Raw genomic sequence first — 15,733 nt, 5'->3', positions numbered from 1 at the left:
CCGACGTCCGCTCCAGGGAAGGACCCTTCGTGAGCGACACCACCGATCTGATGGGCGCTGCCGACACCAACGTCGACACCAGTGCCCCCGCCGCGGGCGCGGCCCCGAAGCGCCGCCGCTCCGGCACCGGCCTTGAGGGCATGGTCCTGGCCGAGCTGCAGCAGGTCGCGTCGGGCCTCGGTATCAGGGGCACCGCGCGGATGCGCAAGAGCCAGCTGATCGAGGTCATCAAGGAGGCGCAGGGCGGCAGCGCCCCCAAGGCCGCCGCGGCCCCCGCCGCCGACGCCGCCGAGGCCAAGCCGAAGCGCCGCGCCACCAGCAAGGCCCGTACGGGCGAGGCCGCCGCGGCGGCCCCCGCCGAGAAGCCCGCCGCCCAGGCGCAGATCGAGATCCCGGGCCAGCCGGCCAGCGAGGACGCGCCGATCGGCGAGCGTCGCCGCCGCCGTGCCACCGCCCCCTCCGGCAGCCCCGAGTCCTCGGCTCCCGCCGCGGCCGTGCAGGTCGAGCAGAAGATTGAGACCGCCGCCCCGGCCGCGCAGCCCGAGGCCAAGGCCGAGGCCGCCACCGCCGTCTCCGCGCAGGCCCAGGGCCAGGCGCAGGAGGCCGGCGAGGGCCGCACCCGCCGCGACCGCCGTGACCGCGGCGACCGTGGCGAGCGCGCCGAGCGAGGCGAGCGTCAGCAGGGCCGCCGCGAGCGCGGCGCCAAGGCCGACGAGCAGGGCCAGCAGCAGGGCGGCCAGCAGGGCCAGCAGCAGGGCGGCGGCCGCCAGGACCGCGGCGACCGCCAGGACCGCGGCGACCGCCAGCAGCAGGGCGGCCGCGGCCAGGGCCGTCAGGACCGTCAGGACAACGGCCCGCAGGACGACTTCGACGAGGAAGGCCGTCGCGGCCGCCGCGGACGCTACCGCGACCGGCGTGGCCGTCGCGGCCGTGACGAGTTCGCGCCGAACGAGCCGCAGGTCGCCGACGACGACGTGCTGATCCCCGTCGCGGGCATCCTCGACATCCTCGACAACTACGCGTTCATCCGGACCTCGGGCTACCTGCCCGGCCCGAACGACGTGTACGTCTCCCTCGCCCAGGTCCGCAAGGCCGGCCTGCGCAAGGGCGACCACACCACCGGTGCGGTCCGTCAGCCCAAGGACGGCGAGCGCCGCGAGAAGTTCAACGCGCTCGTGCGCCTGGACTCCGTCAACGGCATGGCGCCCGAATCGGGCCGCGGACGGCCGGAGTTCCAGAAGCTGACCCCGCTCTACCCGCAGGACCGGCTCCGTCTGGAGACCGACCCGGGCGTGCTGACCACCCGCATCATCGACCTCGTGTCGCCGATCGGCAAGGGCCAGCGCGGCCTGATCGTGGCCCCGCCGAAGACCGGCAAGACCATGATCATGCAGGCGATCGCCAACGCGATCACCACCAACAACCCCGAGTGCCACCTGATGGTCGTCCTGGTCGACGAGCGTCCGGAAGAGGTCACCGACATGCAGCGGTCGGTCAAGGGCGAGGTCATCTCCTCGACCTTCGACCGCCCGGCCGAGGACCACACCACCGTCGCCGAGCTGGCCATCGAGCGCGCCAAGCGCCTCGTCGAGCTGGGTCACGACGTGGTCGTCCTGCTGGACTCCATCACCCGTCTGGGCCGCGCGTACAACCTCGCGGCGCCCGCCTCCGGCCGCATCCTGTCCGGTGGTGTCGACTCGACCGCGCTGTACCCGCCGAAGCGCTTCTTCGGTGCCGCGCGCAACATCGAGGACGGCGGCTCGCTGACCATCCTGGCCACCGCGCTCGTCGACACCGGCTCGCGCATGGACGAGGTGATCTTCGAGGAGTTCAAGGGCACCGGCAACATGGAGCTCAAGCTCGACCGGAAGCTCGCCGACAAGCGCATCTTCCCGGCCGTCGACGTCGACCCGTCGGGCACCCGCAAGGAGGAGATCCTCCTCAACAGCGAGGAGCTCGCCATCGTCTGGAAGCTGCGCCGGGTGCTGCACGCGCTCGACTCGCAGCAGGCGATCGAGCTGCTGCTCGACAAGATGAAGCAGACGAAGTCGAACGCCGAGTTCCTGATGCAGATCGCCAAGACGACCCCGGCCGGCAAGAACGACGACTGACCGGGTCGCCCGCACACGGGACCGCCCCCGCCGCATTCGCGGCGGGGGCGGTTCCATTTGTGCGACCTTCGCCACACGCCTGCGCCCGCGGGGCTCCTTACGCGACCCTTGACCCCCGGACCGGCACCCTCGGTGGGTGCCCGGTGACGGGTTGTGCTCATGGGGAGGGGGAGTGCGGAGCGGTCCGCGCTCCGTGGAACCCTGGAATGCGCTAGTCCGTCTGTGTGAGAGAGCAGCGGGCAACGGAGCCAGGACCGAGGAGAGCATGAGCGAGGACAGCAGGGGCAGCGGGCGCCGGGCGCGCAGGCGCGGGCGCCGGGCGCAGCCGCGCCGCCGTAAGGGCCTCAGGGTGGCCGCCTGGACCGCCGCGGGGGTGGTCCTGTTGGGCGGGGGGAGCCTCGGCTGGTTCTACTTCAAGCTCAACGGCAACCTGCGCAGCGTCGACATCGACCAGGCCCTCGGCAAGGACCGCCCGCCGAACGTCGACAACGGCTCGATGGACATCCTCGTCCTCGGCTCCGACTCCCGCGACGGGGCGAACAGCGAGTACGGCGCGGACGACGGCGGCTCGGCCCGCTCCGACACGGCGATGATCATCCACCTCTACGAGGGCCACAAGCAGGCCAGCGTCGTGTCCATCCCGCGCGACACGATGCTCCCGCGGCCCGCCTGCCCCACCGGCAAGGGGAAGACCAGCGCCCCCCGGCAGCGCGCGCAGTTCAACGAGGCCTTCACCATCGGCGGGGCCGCCTGCGCGGTCAAGACGGTCGAGGCGATGTCGGGGATCCGCATGGACCACTACATCGAGGTCGACTTCACCGGCTTCAAGAAGATCATCGACAACCTCGGCGGCGTCGAGCTCACGACCACCAAGCCGATCAAGGACGACGGCAGCCACCTCGACCTGCCGGCCGGCTCCCACAAGCTCAACGGCGAGCAGTCCCTCGGCCTCGTCCGCACGCGCAAGAGCGTCGGCGACGGCGGCGACCTGGGCCGAATACAGCTCCAGCAGGCCTTCATCAAGGCGCTGATCAAGCAGGTCAAGGGCGTCGGGGTGTTCGACAGCCCGAAGAAGCTCTACGGCCTCGCCGACTCCGCCACCAAGGCGATCACCACCGACAAGGCGCTCGGCGACGTGAAGTCCCTCGCGAGCTTCGCCCAGGGGCTCCAGGGCATCGGTGCCGAGAACATGCACATGATCACCCTGCCGGTGGGCCCGGACCCGCTCGACAGGGACCGCGTGGCGATCCTGCCCAAGGACTCCAAGATGGTCTGGGACGCCCTGCTGGCGGACCAGCCCATCCCCGCCGCGGCCACCGAGCACTCCAACGGGGACAAGAGCACCGCGGGCTCGATCGTCAAGTAGCCGTCCCTGCCGGAACCCGGCAGGAATACATCCCGCACCCCTCCTGTTGAAGGGTGCGTTCCCGGAATTTTGACAGGCGGCCCGGTCCTGGCAGACTGGTCTGTCGGCCCCGGTTCACGCAGTGCGCAATTCGGCTCCTGCGACCCGGCGCCCTCCCGAATCTAGGAGACACCTTGAAGCGCGATGTTCACCCCGAGTACGTCGAGACCCAGGTCAGCTGCACCTGTGGCGCGTCGTTCACCACCCGCAGCACCCTGACCGAGGGCACCATCCGTGCCGAGGTCTGCTCCGAGTGCCACCCGTTCTACACGGGCAAGCAGAAGATCCTCGACACCGGTGGCCGTGTGGCCCGCTTCGAGGCCCGCTTCGGCAAGGGTGCGGCCAAGAAGTAGCGCGACCCAGGCGCCGGTCACCGGCCGCCCCCTGACCACGCGGGGGCGGCCGGACCGGCGCCTTTGTCGTCGTTCAGCCAGCCCAGCCCACTTTTGACTTTTTCACCCCAGGAGCATCCGATGTTCGAAGCGGTCGAGGATCTGGTCGGCGAGCACGCCGACCTCGAGAAGAAGCTCGCCGACCCTTCGGTCCACTCCGATCAGGCGAACGCCCGCAAGCTGAACAAGCGCTACGCGGAGCTGACCCCGATCGTCGCGACCTTCCGCGCCTGGAAGCAGTCGGCCGAGGACATCGAAACGGCCAAGGAGCTGGCGGCCGACGACCCCGACTTCGCCGCCGAGGTCAAGGAACTGAGCGCCCAGCGCGAAGAGCTCACCGAGAAGCTCCGCCTGCTGCTCGTCCCGCGCGACCCCAGCGACGACAAGGACGTGCTCCTGGAGATCAAGGCGGGCGCCGGCGGCGACGAGTCCGCCCTGTTCGCCGGTGACCTGCTGCGCATGTACCTGCGCTACGCCGAGCGCGTGGGCTGGAAGACCGAGATCATCGACTCCACCGAGTCCGAGCTCGGCGGCTACAAGGACGTCCAGGTCTCCGTCCGCACCAAGGGCGGCAACGGCGCCACCGAGCCCGGCCAGGGCGTGTGGGCCCGGATGAAGTACGAGGGCGGCGTGCACCGCGTGCAGCGCGTGCCGGCCACCGAGTCCCAGGGCCGCATCCACACCTCCGCCGCCGGCGTGCTCGTCACCCCGGAGGCCGAGGAGGTCGAGGTCGAGATCAACATGAACGACCTCCGCATCGACGTGTACCGCTCCTCGGGCCCCGGCGGCCAGTCCGTCAACACCACCGACTCGGCCGTGCGCATCACGCACCTCCCGACCGGTGTGGTCGCCTCCTGCCAGAACGAGAAGAGCCAGCTCCAGAACAAGGAGCAGGCCATGCGCATCCTGCGCTCGCGCCTGCTGGCCGCCGCCCAGGAAGCCGCCGAGCAGGAGGCCTCCGACCAGCGCCGCAGCCAGGTGCGCAGCGTGGACCGATCCGAGAAGATCCGTACGTACAACTTCCCGGAAAACCGGATCTCGGACCACCGGACCGGTTTCAAGGCGTACAACTTGGACCAGGTGCTCGACGGCGACCTCGACTCGGTCATCCAGGCCTGTGTCGACACCGACTCCGCGGCGAAGCTCGCGGCCGCGCACTGACCTTCGCCCCACCCCCCCCCGTACGACAGCAGCCCGGAGGACCAGCGTGAACTTGCTGCTTGCCGAGGTGGCCCAGGCCACCCAGCGGCTGGCCGCCGCCGGCGTGCCCTCACCGCGTTTCGACGCCGAGGAGCTCGCGGCCTTCGTGCACGGCGTCAAGCGGGGGGAACTGCACCACGTCAAGGACGCGGACTTCGACGCCCGCTACTGGGAGGCCGTCGCCCGCCGCGAGGCGCGCGAGCCGCTCCAGCACATCACCGGCCGCGCCTTCTTCCGCTACCTGGAGCTCCAGGTCGGCCCCGGGGTGTTCGTGCCCCGGCCCGAGACCGAGTCGGTCGTGGACTGGGCCATACACGCCGTCCGGGCCATGGACGTGGTCGAGCCGCTGATCGTGGACCTGTGCACCGGGTCCGGGGCCATCGCGCTCGCCATGGCCCAGGAGGTGCCGCGCTCGCGCGTGCACGCCGTGGAGCTGTCCGAGGACGCGCTGCGCTGGACCCGCAAGAACGCCGAGGGTTCCCGCGTCACCGTCCACCAGGGCGACGCGCTCACCGCGCTGCCCGAGCTGGACGGACAGGTGGACCTGGTCATCTCCAACCCGCCGTACATCCCTCTCACCGAGTGGGAGTACGTCGCCCCGGAGGCCCGCGACCACGACCCCGAGATGGCGCTGTTCTCCGGCGAGGACGGCCTCGACACCATCCGCGGCATCGAACGCACCGCCCACCGGCTGCTGCGGCCCGGCGGCATCGTCGTCATCGAGCACGCCGACACCCAGGGCGGCCAGGTGCCGTGGATCTTCGCCGACGAGCGGGGCTGGGCCGACGCCGCCGACCACCCCGACCTGAACAACCGCCCGCGCTTCGCGACCGCCCGCAAGGCCATGCCGTGACCGGCGCGACCGCTTCACCCGCCACCCCCACGCTGCACGAGGAGACCCGCTGATGGCCCGGCGATACGACTGCAACGACGCGACGGACCGCAAGACGGGTCTGCGCGAAGCGGCCTCGGCCGTGCGCCGCGGAGAGCTCGTCGTGCTGCCCACCGACACCCTGTACGGGATCGGCGCGGACGCCTTCAGCGCGGAGGCCGTCGGAGACCTGCTCGCCGCCAAGGGCCGGGGCCGCAACATGCCGACCCCCGTCCTCATCGGCTCCCCGAACACCCTCCACGGCCTCGTCACGGACTTCTCCGAGCAGGCGTGGGAACTCGTCGACGCCTTCTGGCCGGGCGGGCTCACGCTGGTCGCCAAGCACCAGCCGTCGCTGGCCTGGGACCTGGGCGAGACCCGCGGGACCGTCGCCGTGCGCATGCCGCTGCACCCCGTCGCGATCGAGCTGCTGACCGAGGTCGGCCCGATGGCCGTCTCCTCGGCCAACCTGTCCGGGCACCCGGCGCCGGCCGACTGCGACGCGGCGCGCGAGATGCTGGGCGACTCCGTGTCCGTGTACCTGGACGGCGGTCCCACGCCGAGCACCGAGCCGTCGTCGATCGTCGACGTCACCGGGAAGGTTCCCGTGCTGCTGCGCGAGGGGGCGCTGAGCGCCGCACAGCTCCGGGAGGTCGTACCCGACCTCGAGGTGGCTCCGTGAGCCCTGAGGGGCGTGGCATAGCCAAGGGAGACACCTTCCGCATACTCCACGTCAGCACCGGGAACGTGTGCCGCTCGCCCATCACCGAGCGGCTGACGCGGCACGCGCTGGCCCACCGGCTGGGCGTGCTGGGGCTGCCGGCCGGCGACCTCATCGTGGAGAGCGCGGGCACCTGGGGCCACGAGGGCGCCCCGATGGAGGCCAACGCGGCCGCCGTACTGGCGGACTTCGGCGCGGACGCGACGGGGTTCACCGGGCGCGAACTGCTCGACGAGCACGTCATACGCGCCGACCTGGTGCTCACCGCCACGCGGGACCACCGGGCGCAGGTCATCTCCATGGGCCACTCGGCGGGGCTGCGGACCTTCACGCTGAAGGAGTTCACCCGGCTGGTGCGCGCCATAGACCCGGCGACGCTGCCGCCGCTGGACGACGGCATGGCGGAGCGGGCGCGGGCGCTGGTGCGGGCCGCCGCGGCGCTGCGCGGGTGGCTGCTGGCGCCGTCCGCCGACGCGGACGAGGTGTACGACCCGTACGGGGCGCCGATCACGTTCTTCCGCTCGATCGGCGACGAGATCAACCAGGCGCTGGACCCCGTGGTCACCGCGCTGACGGGCGTCGACGCGGGCCGCTGAGCCCCTCTTGACGCGCAGCTCGCGCGGCTCGGCCGCGGGCGGCCGCGCCTTCTGAACGCGCCGCTCGCACCGCTCGGCCCTGGCGGGCCTCCCGGGCTTCGAACCGCTGCGACGGCAGGCCGTCGGCCCGGCGGGCGGGGCCGGTTCGGGTGGCCGCTGCCGGTGGGCTGGGTGCGGCTCGGTGGGCCGCTGCGCGGGGCGAGGGTCCCCTACCCTCCCCCAGACTCCGTCCGGGGGGACCCCCACTTCCACCGTTCCCAGGGGCTCCGCCCCTGACCCCGGTGCGCTCAAACGCCGCGCGGGCTGGAAGTTGCCGCGCAGCGGCAAATCCAGCCCCGCCTGGGGGCACCTCCCAGCGGTAGCTGGGGGAGTTTGAGGCGCGGGGGTCTGGGGGCGGAGCCCCCAGGGGGGTCCGGGCGCAGCCCCGGGGAACGGGCGAAGGGCGGGTAGGGGACCCAAGCCCCGCGCAGCGGGCGGCGCCGGAGCCGTCCCGGGCGGGAAGGGCGGGTCCGGCCTACAGTGGCTGGTACCGGTACCCCCACTGTGCGGGAGTCGCGCCATGAGCGTCATGACCCAGCCCACGGACGCCCTGCGCCAGCAGGACCCGCAGATGGCCGACGTCCTGGAGGCTGAGCGCCGCCGGCAGGCGGAGACGCTCCAGATGAGCGCCGCCGAGAACTTCACCTCCCCCGCCGTGCTCGCGGCGCTGGGGTCCGTGCTCTCCAACAAGTACGCCGAGGGGTACCCCGGGGCCCGCTACCACGGCGGCTGCGAGTACGTGGACCTCGCCGAGCGGACGGCCGTGGAGCGGGCCACGGCGCTCTTCGGGGCCGAGCACGCCAATGTGCAGCCGCACTCCGGTTCCGCGGCCGTGCTGGCCGCCTACGCGGCGCTGCTGCGCCCCGGGGACACCGTCCTGGCCATGGGGCTCGCGCACGGCGGGCACCTCACGCACGGCTCGCCCGCCAACTTCTCCGGCCGGTGGTTCGACTTCGTCGGGTACGGGGTCGACGCCGAGACCGGGCTCGTCGACTACGAGCAGGTGCAGCGGCTGGCCCGCGCGCACCGCCCCAAGGCCATCGTGTGCGGCTCGATCTCCTACCCCCGGCACCTGGAGTACTCGGCGTTCCGCGAGATCGCCGACGAGGTCGGGGCGTACCTCATCGCCGACGCCGCCCATCCCATCGGGCTGGTGGCCGGAGGGGCCGCGCCGAGCCCCGTCCCCTACGCCGACGTGGTCTGCGCGACCACCCACAAGGTGCTGCGGGGCCCCCGCGGCGGGATGGTGCTGTGCGGCGCCGAGTTCGCGGAGCGGGTCGACCGGGCGGTGTTCCCCTTCACCCAGGGCGGCGCCCAGATGCACAGCATCGCCGCGAAGGCGGTGGCCTTCGGCGAGGCGGCCGCCCCGCCCTTCACCCGGTACGCGCACCGGGTCGTGGCCAACGCCCGGGCCCTGGCCGCGGCCCTGGAGCAGCGCGGGTTCGCCGTGACGACCGGCGGGACGGACACGCACCTCATCAGCGCCGACCCCGCGGCCCTCGGCGTCGACGGGCCGACGGCGCGCGGCCGGCTGGCGGCCGCCGGGATCGTCCTGGACACCTGCGCGCTGCCGTACGGGGACCAGCGCGGCATCCGCCTGGGCACCGCGGCGGTGACCACGCAGGGGATGGGGGAGCCGGAGATGGGCCGGATCGCGGAGCTGTTCGCCGCCGCCCTGGGCGGGGAAGCGGCCCGGACGCGGGCCGAAGTAGCCGCTCTGACGGGTGGTTTTCCCCCGTACGGGGCGTAACCGGTACGAGCATGGCGTAGTGCAACCGGAACGGGGCCTCCGTGCGTCCTCGTCCCTGGTGACATCGCGGCTAATGTGTGGGGCTGAGATGGCCGGCGATACATCTGGGGCAGCCAGTGCGTGAATATCTGCTGACGCTTTGCGTCACGGTCGCGGTGACCTACCTGCTGACCGGGCCCGTGCGGAAGTTCGCGATCGCGGCCGGCGCGATGCCGGAGATCCGCGCGCGCGACGTGCACCGCGAGCCCACTCCGCGGCTCGGCGGCATCGCCATGTTCGGCGGTATGTGCGCGGGGCTGCTGATCGCCGACCACCTGCAGAACCTCAACGGGGTCTTCGAACGCTCCAACGAGCCCAGAGCACTGCTCTCGGGAGCCGCGCTGATCTGGCTGATCGGCGTCCTGGACGACAAGTTCGAGCTCGACGCGCTGATCAAACTGGGCGCCCAGATGATCGCCGCGGGCGTGATGGTCATGCAGGGCCTGACCATCCTGTGGATTCCGGTTCCGGGCATCGGCACGGTGTCGCTGACCCAGTGGCAGGGCACCCTGCTCACCGTGGCACTGGTGGTGATCACCATCAACGCGGTGAACTTCGTCGACGGCCTCGACGGTCTGGCGGCGGGCATGGTCTGCATCGCCACGTGCGCGTTCTTCCTCTACGCCTACCGGATCTGGTTCGGCTACGGCATCGAGTCCGCCGCCCCGGCGACCCTCTTCGCGGCGATCCTGATGGGCATGTGCCTGGGCTTCCTGCCGCACAACATGCACCCCGCCCGGATCTTCATGGGGGATTCCGGGTCGATGCTGATCGGCCTGGTGCTGGCCGCCTCGGCCATCTCGATCACGGGGCAGGTGGACCCCGACACGATGGCCATTTTCGTCGGTGGTGAGCGCAACGCCACCCACGCGATGCTCCCGGTCTTCATTCCGCTGCTGCTGCCCCTGACCATCATCGCCATTCCCATGGCGGACCTGGTCCTGGCGATCGTGCGGCGCACCTGGAACGGGCAGTCGCCCTTCGCCGCGGACCGCGGCCACCTGCACCACCGGCTCCTGGAACTCGGGCATTCCCACAGCCGGGCCGTACTCATCATGTATTTCTGGTCGGGCCTGATCGCATTCGGCACGGTGGCCTATTCCGTGCATTCGGCCTCGATGTGGATCGTGCTGTCGCTGGCCGCGCTGAGCGCGCTGGGCCTCGTACTGCTCCTGATGCCGCGGTTCACCCCGCGGGCGCCGCGTTGGGCCGAGGGCCTGGTGCCGCCCCGCTACCGGCACGTGGAGCGGGCGGCGGAGGCCGCCGTGCGCAACGACGAGGGGACGGAGCCGGCGCGGCCCGTCGTGGCGGGTGTGTCGGGCGTCAACGGAGCGACCGCCGTAGGCCCCCGTTCGCGCCTCCCCGACCGGCGTAAGGCCGGATCGGCTCGCTGACGGGCCGGGCGCATTTCCGACATGGGCGCCCTTTACCAGACAATGAGAGGGCTTGTCCTGCACACACGGGCGCGTTAGCCCTCATGTGTGACAGTCAGCACACCTGACAGGTAAAGCTCTCATCAAATAGTTTGTGATACCGTTCACTAAACCCGGCGACAGAGCCGAAGGACCGTAGTGCGACGGTCCATTGGCCCGAGGCTCTCACTCGGACCGGGCTTACGCTCGTCCCCGTACGAGTTCCCGTACGAGTCCGTGCCCCCACCACCACGCGGAGCAAACCGCCATGCGGTCAGATGACGTCCGATCCCTCCTGCAAACCGCCGTACCCACTGCTGCCGCCGGCGCAATCGCCGCCGTGATCAGCGGTCTGGTCGTCGGAGGCAAGGGTGCCGTCGGATCAGTCGTCGCGACCGTGGTCGTGATCGTGTTCATGGGTCTCGGATTCGTCGTCCTGCAGCGCACGGCGAAATCCCTGCCGCATCTGTTCCAGGCCATGGGTCTCATGCTCTACGCCGCGCAGATCCTGCTGCTCTTCGTCTTTCTCGCCGTGTTCAAGAACACGACACTGTTCAACCCCCGGGCGTTCGCCATCACGCTCGTCGCCGCCACCCTCGTGTGGATCGGCGCACAGACGCGTGCCCACATGAAGGCGAAGATCCTTTACGTCGAGCCGGACTCGACCAAGGGTGAAAAGCCCGAAAACCCGGGGTCGAAGTCGTGAGGGGTAGGGCCGGGATAAGTGTGCGTTCGAGATGCTGCTATCGTCCGGTTCCAACTGCGGCTCTGCGGGCGCGGGCATCTGAGCTGACGCCTGTTCCATCGCGAGGCTCGATGCCTGACTGCCGCCCCCACACCCGTTACACCAGTCCAGTGCCGAACCGCGGCCTCGCGCCGCGCCGACACAACGAGGTTGCCGTACCTATGCGCCACGCTGAAGGAGCCCGCGGTGAGTGCTGACCCGACGCAGGTCCTCGCCTTCGAGACCGACTGTCACATCTTCGACGGATGTGGCTTCCCCGGCCCGGGCCTGCACTCGTTCCTCTTCGAGCCGCTCTGGGGCGAAGCGGGCAGCAATGCCTACTTCAACAAGCCGATGCTGCTGGCCCTCCTGGGCTCGATCATCATCGTGGCCTTCTTCTGGGCCGCCTTCGGCAAGGCGAAGATCGTCCCCGGCAAGCTCCAGATGGTCGGCGAGGCCGGCTACGACTTCGTGCGCCGCGGCATCGTCTACGAGACCCTCGGCAAGAAGGAGGGCGAGAAGTACGTCCCCTTCATGGTCTCGCTGTTCTTCTTCGTCTGGATCCTGAACGTCTGGTCGATCGTCCCGGTGGCCCAGTTCCCGGTGACCTCGATCATCGCGTACCCGGCCGTGCTCGCCCTGATCGTCTACGTGATCTGGATGTCGGTCACCTTCAAGCGCCACGGCTTCGTCGGCGGCCTGAAGAACCTCACCGGCTACGACAAGAGCCTCGGCGGCGTCCTGCCGCTCATCATGGTCATCGAGTTCTTCTCGAACGTCCTGGTGCGCCCGTTCACCCACGCGGTCCGACTCTTCGCGAACATGTTCGCCGGTCACACCCTGCTGCTGCTCTTCACGATCGCCAGCTGGTACCTGCTGAACGGCATCGGCATCGCCTACGCCGGTGTGTCGTTCGTGATGGTGATCGTGATGACCGCCTTCGAGCTCTTCATCCAGGCTGTCCAGGCGTACGTCTTCGTCCTCCTGGCCTGCAGCTTCATCCAGGGCGCGCTCGCCGAGCACCACTGAGCCAGGCCCGCCCCCGCTCAGCCCCCCGTATTCGTCCGGTGGCCAACCCCCACCGGTCCGTGAAAGAGAAGGAAGAACTGGCATGTCCCAGACCCTTGCCGCCGTCACCGGCTCCCTCAGCTCCGTTGGTTACGGTCTCGCGGCCATCGGCCCCGGCGTCGGCGTCGGCATCATCTTCGGTAACGGCACCCAGGCCCTCGCCCGCCAGCCCGAGGCTGCCGGCCTGATCCGCGCCAACCAGATCCTCGGCTTCGCCTTCTGTGAGGCGCTCGCCCTGATCGGTCTGGTCATGCCGTTCGTCTACCCGAGCTCCTGATCCTCGGTCTCGACGAACAGCCCACTAGACGAAAGGCACTGATGTGAACCTCATGGTTCTCGCGGCTGAGATGGAAAACCCTCTCATCCCGCCGATCCCCGAGCTCGTCATCGGTCTGATCGCCTTCGTCATCGTCTTCGGCTTCCTCGCGAAGAAGCTCCTCCCGAACATCAACAAGGTTCTGGACGAGCGCCGCGAGCAGATCGAGGGCGGTATCGAGAAGGCCGAAGCCGCTCAGACCGAGGCCCAGAGCGTGCTGGAGCAGTACAAGGCCCAGCTCGCCGAGGCCCGGCACGAGGCCGCGCGCCTGCGCCAGGACGCGCTGGAGCAGGGCACTGCGCTCAAGGAAGAACTGCGCGCAGAGGGCCAGCGGCAGCGTGAGGAGATCATCGCTGCCGGTCACGCCCAGATCGCGGCAGACCGCAAGGCCGCCGCTCAGGCGCTGCGTCAGGACGTGGGCAAGCTCGCCACCGACCTGGCCGGCAAGCTCGTCGGCGAGTCCCTCGAGGACGCCGCCCGCCAGAGCCGCACCATCGACCGCTTCCTCAGCGAGCTTGAGGAGAAGGCCGAGGCGGCCCGATGAACGGAGCGAGCCGCGAGGCGCTGGCCTCCGCGCGCGAGCGCCTCGACGCGCTGACGGACAACACGTCCGTCGACGCGGCGAAGCTCGCCGGTGAGCTGGCAGCCGTCACCGCGCTGCTCGACCGTGAGGTCTCGCTGCGTCGGGTCATCACGGACCCGGCGCAGTCCGGCGAGGCCAAGGCCGAGCTGGTCGGCCGGCTGCTGTCCGGCCAGGTCTCCGGGGACACCCTGGACCTGGTGTCCGGCATGGCGCGCTCCCGCTGGTCGCAGTCCCGCGACCTGGTGGACGCGCTGGAGGAGCTGGCGGCCACCGCCGACCTCACGGCCGCCCAGCAGGGCAACGCGCTCGACAACGTCGAGGACGAGCTGTTCCGCTTCGGCCGGATCGTCGCCTCGAACACCGAGCTGCGTGCCGCGCTGACCGACCGCGCCGCCACCTCCTCCGCCAAGAGCGAGCTGCTGCGCAGCCTGCTCGGCGGCAAGGTGAACGCCGTCACCGAGCGCCTGGTCGTCCGTCTCGTCACGCACCCGCGTGGACGTAGCCTTGAGGGGGGACTCGAGTCCCTCTCGACGCTCGCCGCTGCGCGTCGTGACCGCATGGTCGCCACCGTGACCAGCGCGATCCCGCTCAGCGACGTGCAGAAGCAGCGTCTCGGCGCGGTGCTGGCCAAGCTGTACGGCCGCCAGATGCACCTGAACCTCGACGTGGACCCCGCGGTCCTCGGCGGGATCTCGGTGCGGGTCGGCGACGAGGTCATCGACGGCACCATCGCGGACCGCCTCGCCGAGGCGTCGCGCCGCATGGCCGGCTGACCAGCCGCCACCACACAGATACAAAGCATTCCTAGCGGCCCGGTTGGGCCGTGCAGAACTTGCAGAAGATTCCTGGGGGTCACCCCCAGACCCCTAAGAAGCTTCAGGCCCAACAAGGAGAGCAGGGAACCCAGATGGCGGAGCTCACGATCCGGCCGGAGGAGATCCGGGACGCACTGGAGACCTTTGTCCAGTCGTACCAGCCGGACGCGGCCTCGCGCGAGGAGGTCGGAACGGTCAGCGTTGCCGGCGACGGCATCGCGAAGGTGGAGGGCCTGCCCTCCGCCATGGCGAACGAGCTGCTGAAGTTCGAGGACGGCACCCTCGGTCTCGCCCTCAACCTCGAGGAGCGCGAGATCGGTGCGGTCGTCCTCGGCGAGTTCAGCGGTATCGAGGAGGGCCAGCCGGTGCAGCGCACCGGTGAGGTCCTCTCCGTAGGCGTCGGCGAGGGCTACCTCGGCCGCGTCGTCGACCCGCTCGGCAACCCGATCGACGGTCTCGGCGAGATCGCGACCGAAGGCCGTCGCGCCCTCGAGCTGCAGGCCCCCGGCGTCATGGTCCGCAAGTCGGTCCACGAGCCGATGCAGACCGGCTACAAGGCCATCGACGCCATGGTGCCCGTCGGCCGTGGCCAGCGTCAGCTGATCATCGGCGACCGTCAGACCGGCAAGACCGCGCTGGCCGTCGACACGATCATCAACCAGCGCGACAACTGGCGCTCCGGCGACGTGAACAAGCAGGTCCGCTGCATCTACGTCGCCATCGGCCAGAAGGGCTCGACCATCGCGTCCGTTCGCGGCGCCCTGGAAGACGCCGGCGCGCTCGAGTACACGACGATCGTCGCCGCCCCGGCGTCCGACCCGGCCGGCTTCAAGTACCTGGCGCCGTACACCGGTTCCGCCATCGGTCAGCACTGGATGTACGCCGGCAAGCACGTCCTGATCATCTTCGACGACCTGTCGAAGCAGGCCGACGCCTACCGCGCCGTGTCGCTGCTGCTGCGCCGTCCGCCGGGCCGCGAGGCCTACCCGGGCGACGTCTTCTACCTGCACTCCCGTCTGCTGGAGCGCTGCGCGAAGCTGTCCGACGACATGGGTGCCGGTTCGATGACCGGTCTGCCGATCGTCGAGACCAAGGCGAACGACGTGTCGGCGTTCATCCCGACCAACGTCATCTCCATCACCGACGGCCAGTGCTTCCTGGAGTCCGACCTGTTCAACGCGGGCCAGCGCCCGGCGCTGAACGTCGGCATCTCGGTCTCCCGCGTCGGTGGCTCCGCCCAGCACAAGGCCATGAAGCAGGTTTCCGGCCGTCTGCGCCTGGACCTCGCCCAGTACCGCGAGCTGGAGGCGTTCGCCGCCTTCGGTTCCGACCTGGACGCCGCGTCGAAGGCTGCGCTGGAGCGCGGCAAGCGCCTGGTCGAGCTGCTGAAGCAGGGCCAGTACCAGCCGATGCCCGTCGAGGAGCAGGTCGTCTCCGTCTGGGCCGGCACCACCGGCAAGATGGACGACGTTCCGGTCAACGACATCCGTCGCTTCGAGTCGGAGCTGCTGGAGCACCTGCGCCGCGAGCGCAAGGACCTCCTCACCTCCATCGCCGACGGCGGCAAGATGTCGGACGACACGCTGGGCTCGATCGCCGACGCGATCGCCGCCTTCAAGCGCCAGTTCGAGACCTCCGACGGAAAGCTCCTGGGCGAGGACGTCCCGGCCGTCAACGTCTCCAAGTGACGA

General features: G+C 70.4%; 15 protein-coding genes. All 15 read left to right on the top strand.

Translation table 11 applies throughout. The features are described 5' to 3' along the window. Positions 1-29: 29 nt before the first annotated feature. Positions 30-2,111, top strand: coding sequence for a transcription termination factor Rho (rho, locus tag OG553_RS09665; protein WP_405978586.1), 2,082 nt, complete (start codon positions 30-32; stop codon positions 2,109-2,111). A 265-nt stretch (positions 2,112-2,376) separates the two neighbouring features. Beyond that, positions 2,377-3,477, top strand: coding sequence for an LCP family protein (locus tag OG553_RS09660; protein ID WP_405978585.1), 1,101 nt, complete (start codon positions 2,377-2,379; stop codon positions 3,475-3,477). 173 nt (positions 3,478-3,650) lie between these two features. After that, on the top strand, positions 3,651-3,869 hold the full coding sequence (rpmE, locus tag OG553_RS09655; RefSeq protein WP_007266580.1) for a 50S ribosomal protein L31: 219 nt from the start codon (positions 3,651-3,653) through the stop codon (positions 3,867-3,869). A gap of 120 nt (positions 3,870-3,989) precedes the next feature. Continuing rightward, positions 3,990-5,069, top strand: coding sequence for a peptide chain release factor 1 (gene prfA / locus OG553_RS09650; protein ID WP_405978584.1), 1,080 nt, complete (start codon positions 3,990-3,992; stop codon positions 5,067-5,069). Positions 5,070-5,115: 46 nt separating this feature from the next. Next, the gene (gene prmC, locus OG553_RS09645; protein ID WP_007266582.1) at positions 5,116-5,961 is read left to right on the top strand and encodes a peptide chain release factor N(5)-glutamine methyltransferase; all 846 of its coding nucleotides are present in this window, start codon (positions 5,116-5,118) and stop codon (positions 5,959-5,961) included. Positions 5,962-6,013: 52 nt separating this feature from the next. Then, positions 6,014-6,661, top strand: a complete 648-nt coding sequence (locus tag OG553_RS09640) for an L-threonylcarbamoyladenylate synthase (RefSeq protein ID WP_007266583.1) — start codon at positions 6,014-6,016, stop codon at positions 6,659-6,661. Continuing rightward, positions 6,658-7,296 carry a protein-tyrosine-phosphatase gene (locus tag OG553_RS09635; RefSeq protein ID WP_405978583.1) on the top strand — a complete coding sequence of 213 codons (639 nt, stop codon included), beginning with the start codon at positions 6,658-6,660 and terminating at the stop codon, positions 7,294-7,296. The genes OG553_RS09640 and OG553_RS09635 overlap by 4 nt, the downstream gene beginning before the upstream one ends. A gap of 559 nt (positions 7,297-7,855) precedes the next feature. Further along, positions 7,856-9,085, top strand: coding sequence for a serine hydroxymethyltransferase (glyA, locus tag OG553_RS09630; protein ID WP_405978582.1), 1,230 nt, complete (start codon positions 7,856-7,858; stop codon positions 9,083-9,085). Between the two features lie 104 nt (positions 9,086-9,189). Beyond that, positions 9,190-10,518, top strand: coding sequence for an MraY family glycosyltransferase (locus tag OG553_RS09625; RefSeq protein ID WP_405983002.1), 1,329 nt, complete (start codon positions 9,190-9,192; stop codon positions 10,516-10,518). A 286-nt stretch (positions 10,519-10,804) separates the two neighbouring features. Further along, positions 10,805-11,242 (top strand): hypothetical protein, encoded by a 438-nt coding sequence (locus tag OG553_RS09620; protein ID WP_405978581.1) that lies wholly within the window; start codon positions 10,805-10,807, stop codon positions 11,240-11,242. 210 nt (positions 11,243-11,452) lie between these two features. Then, positions 11,453-12,289 (top strand): F0F1 ATP synthase subunit A, encoded by an 837-nt coding sequence (gene atpB / locus OG553_RS09615; RefSeq protein WP_007266588.1) that lies wholly within the window; start codon positions 11,453-11,455, stop codon positions 12,287-12,289. An 82-nt stretch (positions 12,290-12,371) separates the two neighbouring features. Next, entirely contained in the window at positions 12,372-12,605 is a 234-nt protein-coding gene (atpE, locus tag OG553_RS09610; protein WP_007266589.1) for an ATP synthase F0 subunit C, read from the top strand. Positions 12,606-12,657: 52 nt separating this feature from the next. Continuing rightward, positions 12,658-13,188 carry a F0F1 ATP synthase subunit B gene (locus OG553_RS09605; protein ID WP_362471677.1) on the top strand — a complete coding sequence of 177 codons (531 nt, stop codon included), beginning with the start codon at positions 12,658-12,660 and terminating at the stop codon, positions 13,186-13,188. Next, on the top strand, positions 13,185-14,000 hold the full coding sequence (locus OG553_RS09600; RefSeq protein WP_405978580.1) for a F0F1 ATP synthase subunit delta: 816 nt from the start codon (positions 13,185-13,187) through the stop codon (positions 13,998-14,000). Before OG553_RS09605 ends, OG553_RS09600 begins: the two co-directional genes overlap by 4 nt. Positions 14,001-14,134: 134 nt before the next feature. Then, positions 14,135-15,730: a F0F1 ATP synthase subunit alpha gene (gene atpA / locus OG553_RS09595; RefSeq protein ID WP_401250387.1), complete on the top strand. Its 1,596-nt coding sequence runs from the start codon at positions 14,135-14,137 to the stop codon at positions 15,728-15,730. Positions 15,731-15,733: the final 3 nt, after the last annotated feature.

The sequence above is a fragment of the Streptomyces sp. NBC_00158 genome (genome assembly GCF_045160885.1).
Lineage (GTDB): Bacteria > Actinomycetota > Actinomycetes > Streptomycetales > Streptomycetaceae > Streptomyces.
The sequence above is the reverse complement of the archived record's forward strand: the minus strand, read 5'-3'. Positions and strand labels throughout refer to the sequence as shown.